Genomic DNA, 7,048 nt, shown 5'->3' on the forward strand with positions numbered 1-7,048 from the left:
GTCGATGGCCGCCCGGCCGTCGCGAAACAGCGGCAGCGGCCGGCTTTTTGCCGCCTTGATGAGGCGCGGCAGCAGCGCCCGATCACCCTTGCCGTAGATGCCGCGGGGCCGCAGCACCACGGGATGGATGGCGGGCTGGCCGAGCACGATCTTTTCCGCCTCGCGCTTGGTGCGGGCATAGTGATTGACCGGCTCCGGCAAGGCCATGTTCTCGGTCAGGCCAAGCTGGTCGCGGAAGGCAAAGCAGACGGACGGGCTGGAGATGTGGACGAAGCGGCTGACACGCTGCCGCCCGGCGAAGTCGACAAGGTTCCGCGTCGCCGTGACATTTGCCGCCACGAAATCCACGAGGCGGCCGAAGGGCGAAGAAAGCGCCGCGCAATGGATGATCCGCTCGACCCTGCCGAGCCTCGGATCGAGTGAGGCGTCAAGCGGCTGCGCGAGGTCGTGGCGGATGACGCGATGACCGTCGGCTTCGAGCGCGGCGCAGCTTGCCTCATCGCGGCCGAGCCCGAGCGCCAGCGTGCCGGATGCCGCCAGCCTCTCGAGCACATGGGAGCCGAGGAAACCGCTGGCGCCGGTGACGAGCACGGCCATCGCTTCAGACCTCCAGCGCCATGCCGCCGAAGGAGACGCCGGCCGACGTGCCGAGGAAGAGCAGCTTCATGCCTGGCGCGACGCGGCCCTGGCGGCGCGCGACATCCAGCGCGAAGGGCATGGAGGCAGCAATCTGGTTGCCGAAGCGGGCGGAGATGTCGACCAGTCTTTCCGGCGCAAAGCCGGTCTGGCGCGCCATATGGGCGAGCGCGAAGGGGCTCGCCTGGTGCGGCACAACAAGATCGACATCGTCATGCCGCCAGCCGGCGCGCTCGAGCAGAGCGTCGACGAAGCCGTTGAAGTGGCGCGAGGTGAGCCGGAACAATTCCTTGCCGTCCATGTGGAACAGGCTGTGCGCGGCGAATGCCTCCTGTTCCTTGCGGAAATCGAAGCGCGTGCCGCCCGAACCAATGCCGCAGGCTTCCCAGCCGGAAGGATAGGTGCGCATCAGGCTCGCCGCCACCTTGCCCTCGCCCGGCTCGGCCTTGCGCAGGACGGCCGCCGCGGCGCCGTCGCCGAAGAGCGCGGCGATCTCCGGCGCGTCCTGCCACGGCAGAGCGCGCGAGGCGACTTCGGACGAAAAGACCAGCGCCGTCTCGCACTGCCCCGCCTCGATCATGCGGCCGGCGGTCTCGAAAGCGGTGAGGAAGCCGAGACAGGTGCTGTTGACGTCGAAGGCGGCGGCCGAGCCGTCCGCCATACCGAGACGCTGCATGACCAGCGGCGCGGTCGCCGGCAGCGGCTGGTAGGGCACGCCGCAGCCGCCGATGATCAGGTCCACGGCGCCGGGCTCGACGCCGGCATCGGCAAGCGCAAGGGCGGCAGCGGCGCAAGCGAGATCGATCTGCGATTCGGCACTGCACACATAGCGCTCGACGACGCCGGTGACGGCCTCAAGGGCGCCCTCGGCGAGGCTCAACTTCGCCTCCAGGGCGCGTGTGGTGAGGCGCTCAGCCGGTACCGCCCTGCCGGTTCCGACGATCCTGATCCGCATTCTCCCCCCGCCGCATGAGCTTGCGTCAACTTACCTATAGAGCGGATCGGCCACGGCGGCCAAGGCCGTGCGAGGAGCAGCGGGCGCCTGAGAAGAACTCGATCGCTGACGGCCTTAGGCCTTGCGCTCCCAGCGCCGGTCCGGCGTCTGCTGCCAGTAGGTCACGGCGTGGCCGGCTTCCTTCATCGTCTTCCAATGGCCGCGGGCGGCTTCGAGCTGCGCCGCGTCATGGCCGTCGAAGAGGAAGACGGCGCGCTCGTAGCCGGAAAGCTCGGGCGGGCTGGCGCCGTCGACCAGGAAACGTATCTGCGCGGCGTTCTGGTTGCCCTCGCCCGTGGTGAGCAGGACCGGCTGCTCGGCCGGATAGGCCTCGCGGTCGGAGGCATGCGCCAGGAAGGAATCGTCGCGGAAGGTCCACAGATGCTGGTCGAGCGCGTCGCGACGCTCCTCGGTGCCGGTCTGCACCACCGCGCGCCAGCCGCGCTCGACACTGCGCTCGAGCAGGCCAGGCAGCGCTTCCTCGAGCGTCGATTCGGTCAAATGGTAGAACAGGATGTCGGCCATCCCCTACCCTTCGTAGTGATCGCGCACCAGCCGATCCAGAAGGCGCACGCCAAAACCCGAGCCCCAGGACTGGTTGATCTCGCTCGACGGCGCGCCCATCGCGGTGCCGGCAATGTCGAGATGCGCCCAAGGCGTGTCCTTGACGAAGCGCTGCAGGAACTGCGCAGCGATGATGGCGCCACCATAGCGGCCACCGATGTTCTTCATGTCGGCGTTCTTGGAATCGATCAGCTTGTCGTATTCGGGGCCTAGCGGCATACGCCAGACCCGCTCCTGACTGGCCTGGCCGGCGCCGAACAGTCGGCCGGCGAGCTCGTCATTGTTGGAGAACAGGCCGGCATAATGCTGGCCGAGCGCCACCATGATGGCGCCGGTGAGCGTCGCCAGGTTGATCATGAATTTCGGCTTGAAACGGTCGTTGGCGTACCAGAGCGCGTCGGCGAGCACGAGGCGGCCTTCCGCGTCGGTGTTCAAGACTTCGATCGTCTGGCCCGACATCGAGGTGACGATGTCGCCGGGGCGCTGCGCATGGCCGTCGACAGCGTTCTCGACCAGGCCGATGACGCCGACCACATTGGCCTTCGCCTTGCGCGCGGCCAGCGCGCGCATCAACCCGGTGACGGCGGCCGCGCCGCCCATGTCGCCCTTCATGTCTTCCATGCCGGAAGCCGGCTTCATCGAGTTGCCGCCGGTGTCGAAGGTGACGCCCTTGCCGATGAAGGCGAGCGGCGCGTCCTTGGCCTTGCCGCCGTTCCAGCGCATCACCGCGACGCGCGCGCCGCGCGGCGAGCCTTGCGCGACACCGAGCAGCGAGCCCATGCCGAGCTTCTTCATCTCTTTTTCAGCGAGGATCTCGACCTCGACGCCGAGCGCCTCCAGAGCCTTGACGCGCTCGGCGAATTCGACGGGCCCCAGCGCATTGGCCGGTTCGTTGACAAGGTCGCGCGCAAGGACAACGCCGTCCACCACCGCTTCCTCGCCGACAAAGGCCTTCTTGGCGGTGGCAGGGTCGGCGCAATGGATGGTTATCCTGGCGGGCTTCGCCGCCTCGGCCTTCTTGGCATCGGCCCCCTTCGAATCGGATTGCCCGTCTTCCTTGTCCTTCCTGGTCTTGTATTTGTCGAAGGAATAAGTGCGCAGCAGGATGCCGGCGGCTAGGCTGGCCGCCTGTCGGCCGTCGGGCTGCAGTTCGGGCAGATCGAGGATGACGTCCACCTCGGTCGCCTTGCGCAATGAAGCGGCGACGGCGCCGCCGAGCTTCTGCCAGGCATTGTCGTCGAGGCTTGAGACCTTGCCGGCGCCGATCGCCACAAGCCGATCGACAGACGTTCCTTCCGGCGCCAGCACCTCAACCGAGCTTGCGAACTTGCCGGAGAAATCGGCGACCGGAAAGGCACGCGTAAGCGCGCCGGCCGGATCGCAGGCCTTCGCCGCCTCTCCGAGCCCACCGCCATCGGCCGCGAAGACGAAGACACTGCCTTTTTTCGGTGCGGCAAACTTGGCGAAAGAAATGGAAGGTCTCGACGTCATCAGGTCCTGCTTTCGGGGATGGCCGGAAGGTGCCGGCAAAGGTGTTTTTGAGCGAGCAAGGGGTTTGGCAAGCGTGCGCGACATTTGGTCGTTTTGAGCCATTTGGCAAGACTTTGGCCGAAATCGCTGTCTATATCAGCGCCACAATGGACAAAGGATTCGCCTCGGCACGGCGTTAGCTTGCTGCCGTAACCTGCTGTTAACCATCGATGTTTTGCATTTCTTATCCATTGGCGCGGAGACTCCGCCACGCCGGGGCAAGCGGCGTAGGGCGACAATCCGGAGCGAGCCGCTTATGACCCAGTTGTGCACGCGTCGCCGGATCACTACTTTGTCGGCGGGCATGATGCCGTTCGGCAAAATCGAGAAAAGCCTTCATGAAGGTCGTTGAACGCTACATCATGCGCCGGGCGCTGACGATGTTCCTCGCCGCGCTGGCCTGGACGCTGGCGATCGTGTGGACGACGCAGGTGCTGGCCAAGATCGACCTCGTCACCGACAACGGCCAATCGACGCTGACCTTCTTCGAGGTCGCGGCGCTCATTATCCCCTCCATCATCCCGATCGTGGTGCCGTTCGCCCTCGTGGTCGCGGTGGCGCAGACGCTAAGCGCGATGAATACCGATTCGGAGCTGGCAGTGCTCAGCGCCGCGGGCGCCTCGCGCTGGACGATCGCGCGGCCGATCCTGCTGCTCGCGGCTTTTGCTTGCGCCTTTTCCTTCATCGTCGACAACGCGATAGACCCCTATGCCAGGCAGAAGAACCGCCAGCTGGTAGCGGCTTCGCGCGCCGACCTCGTGTCGCTGATCATCCAGGAAGGCACATTCCGCAAGATCGACGACGGCCTCTATTTGCAGGTCGGCGAACGACTTCCCGGCAACCGGCTCGGCGGCATCTTCGTCGCCGATTCGCGCGAGGAAGGCGCCAGCCTCACCTACTATGCCAAGACAGGCAGCATCGTCGAAAAGGGCGACGAGAAGGTGCTGATGATGAATGACGGCGTCATCAACCGCAAATCGGTGACCGGCGACCTCTCCGTCATCCGCTTTACCTCTTACGCCTTCGACATGTCGGCCTTCATGTCGGCGGCGAACGACATCACGCTTCTGCCCAAGGACCGGACGACGGCGTATCTGCTCAACCCGGATCCCAATGACAAGATGTTCCAGCGCGACCCTGGCAACTACCGTGCGGAGCTCAACCAGCGCTTCGCCGAATGGTCCTATTCGCTGGTGTTCGCGCTGATCGCGCTTGCGGTGGCGGGCGATGCGCGCTCGCATCGCGAAGCACGCATCAATCCGCTGATCACGGCGATCGCGATCGCGCTTTTCGTGCGATGGCTGGGCTTCTTCGCCGCCGGCAAAGCCGACAAGGTCTGGTACTATGTCTACCTGCTCTACGGCATACCGCTCATCGCCTCCGCGGTGTCGATTTGGTTCATCGTCTCATCCCGCACCATGGAATTGCCGGTCAGCTGGGCCGACTGGCTGACGGGCCTTGCCAAGCGCGCCGGCGACAATTGGACGGCATTCAAGCTCTGGCTCGCCCGCCGCACTTCGGGCCAGGGAGCCTGACCATGGGCTGGACGCTGGGCCGCTATTTCTTCTTCCGCTACGTCTCGATCACTTTCTGGTTCTTCCTGGGCCTGCTGGCGCTGGTGTTCCTGATCGACTTTACCGAGCTTTCCGGCCGCACGACCGGGCTGCCCGGCTTCACCTACGGCATAGCCTTCGCCATTTCGGCGCTCAGGATGCCGATGATCATGCTGCAGACGGTGCCGTTCGTCGGGCTGTTCTCGGCGATGGCGACGCTGGTGTCGCTCAACCGCCGCTATGAGCTGGTCATCGCGCGTTCTGCAGGCGTCTCGGCCTGGCAGTTCCTGTTCCCCTGCTGCGTCGGCGCACTGATGTTCGGCGTGCTGTCGGTCGCCATCATCAACCCGATCGCCGCGCATGGCTTTTCCTGGTCCGAGCAGATGGAGAACGACCTCAGGGCCGGCAAGTCGAATGCCGTCACGACCAACGTCACGCCGTGGCTCAGGCAAAAGACCGAATCGGGCGACACCATCATCGGCGCCCGCGCCATCCTCAACCAGGGGCTGGAGATGGCGGATGCAGTGTTTTTCATCCTCGACCCGCAGGGCAACATCGCCGAGCGCAAGGACGCCGCCAAGGCTTTCCTGCGCGACGGTTACTGGGAATTGCAGGACGTCAAGGTCTTCAAGGGGGGCAATATCCAGGCGCTGGCGTCCGACAAGGTGCCCACCAATCTCAAGCCGGAATTCGTGCAGGAGCGCCTGGCGCGGCCGGAAACCATCCCTTTCTACGAGCTGCCGCGCAAGATCGAGGTCGCCCGTTCCTTCGGGCTCAAGGCAAATGCCTTCGCCATGCAATTTGATTCGCTGGTGGCGTTGCCGTTCCTTCTCGTGGCCATGACGCTGATTGCTGCAACGGTTTCAATGCGATTTGCGCGAATGGGGCAGTCGGCAACGATGATTCTGGGTGGCGTCGTGGCCGGCTTTCTGCTTTATGTCGTTTCGGTACTGGTCAAGGCATTCGGTGTCGCCGGATTCGTGCCTACGGTGGTGGCTGCATGGGTTCCGGTTGTCGTGGCTATGTTCTTTGGGGTGACGTTTCTGCTATACAAGGAAGACGGCTAGTGAGGGAGGCGGTTTTGCGCAGCCATAGGCAGGCCGGTTTGGCACGCCTCTATGGGGCGACCGCCTTGGCGTGTCTGTTCGCTTGTGCGGTGCCGACGGCACCCGCGCTGGCGCAGCAGATTACTGCCAAGCCCGTCCCCTCCGGCTCACAGATGCTGCTGGCCGCCGATACGCTTGTCTATGACAACGACAAGCACACGGTGACGGCCGTCGGCGGCGTGCAGATCGACTATGGCGGCAACAAGCTGGTCGCCCAGCGCGTGGTGTACAACCGCGACACCAAGCGGCTCGTCGCCAGCGGCGCCGTCGAGCTGATCAACAGCGACGGCACCAAGGTCAATTCCGACCATATCGACATCACCGACGATTTCGCCGACGGTTTTCTCAACGCGCTGCGTGTCGAGACGATCGACAAGGCTTATTTCGCCGCCGAGAGCGCCGAGCGCATGGGTGGCGTGCTCACCACCTTCCACAACGGCGTCTACACCGCCTGCGAGCCTTGCGAGGACAAGCCGGACAAAGCGCCGACCTGGCGCGTCAAGGCCAGGAAGATCATCTGGAACGGCGAGAAGAAGACGGTCCGCTTCGAGAACTCGAATTTCGAATTCTTCGGCTTCCCGCTCGCCTACCTGCCGGCCTTCGAGATCGCCGACCCCACTGTGAAGCGCAAGAGCGGCTTCCTGATCCCCGGCATCGTCTATAAC

General features: G+C 64.8%; 6 protein-coding genes and 1 pseudogene. 3 read left to right on the plus strand and 4 right to left on the minus strand.

From position 1 onward, the window contains the following. The 4 genes from EOD07_RS16415 to EOD07_RS16430 all read right to left on the minus strand — a co-directional run. A partial coding sequence (locus EOD07_RS16415; protein ID WP_164772285.1) for an NAD(P)-dependent oxidoreductase occupies positions 1 to 597 on the minus strand: 597 nt, incomplete at its 3' end. A 4-nt stretch (positions 598 to 601) separates the two neighbouring features. Beyond that, positions 602 to 1,591 (minus strand): 3-oxoacyl-[acyl-carrier-protein] synthase III C-terminal domain-containing protein, encoded by a 990-nt coding sequence (locus tag EOD07_RS16420; protein ID WP_127236214.1) that lies wholly within the window; start codon positions 1,589 to 1,591, stop codon positions 602 to 604. Between the two features lie 114 nt (positions 1,592 to 1,705). Continuing rightward, the gene (locus EOD07_RS16425) at positions 1,706 to 2,155 is read right to left on the minus strand and encodes a DNA polymerase III subunit chi (RefSeq protein WP_127236215.1); all 450 of its coding nucleotides are present in this window, start codon (positions 2,153 to 2,155) and stop codon (positions 1,706 to 1,708) included. Between the two features lie 3 nt (positions 2,156 to 2,158). After that, entirely contained in the window at positions 2,159 to 3,685 is a 1,527-nt protein-coding gene (locus EOD07_RS16430) for a leucyl aminopeptidase (RefSeq protein ID WP_127236216.1), read from the minus strand. Positions 3,686 to 4,062: 377 nt separating this feature from the next. On the opposite strand from EOD07_RS16430, the gene lptF reads away from it, so the two are divergent. The 3 genes and pseudogenes from lptF to EOD07_RS16445 form a co-directional block, all read left to right on the plus strand. Next, entirely contained in the window at positions 4,063 to 5,259 is a 1,197-nt protein-coding gene (gene lptF, locus EOD07_RS16435; protein WP_127236217.1) for an LPS export ABC transporter permease LptF, read from the plus strand. 2 nt (positions 5,260 to 5,261) lie between these two features. Further along, positions 5,262 to 6,344: an LPS export ABC transporter permease LptG gene (gene lptG, locus EOD07_RS16440; RefSeq protein ID WP_040984655.1), complete on the plus strand. Its 1,083-nt coding sequence runs from the start codon at positions 5,262 to 5,264 to the stop codon at positions 6,342 to 6,344. Beyond that, positions 6,344 to 7,048: pseudogene (locus tag EOD07_RS16445) on the plus strand (LPS-assembly protein LptD); the annotation flags it as partial. The gene lptG and the pseudogene EOD07_RS16445, both read left to right, overlap by 1 nt.

The sequence above is a fragment of the Mesorhizobium sp. M2C.T.Ca.TU.002.02.1.1 genome (assembly GCF_003997225.1).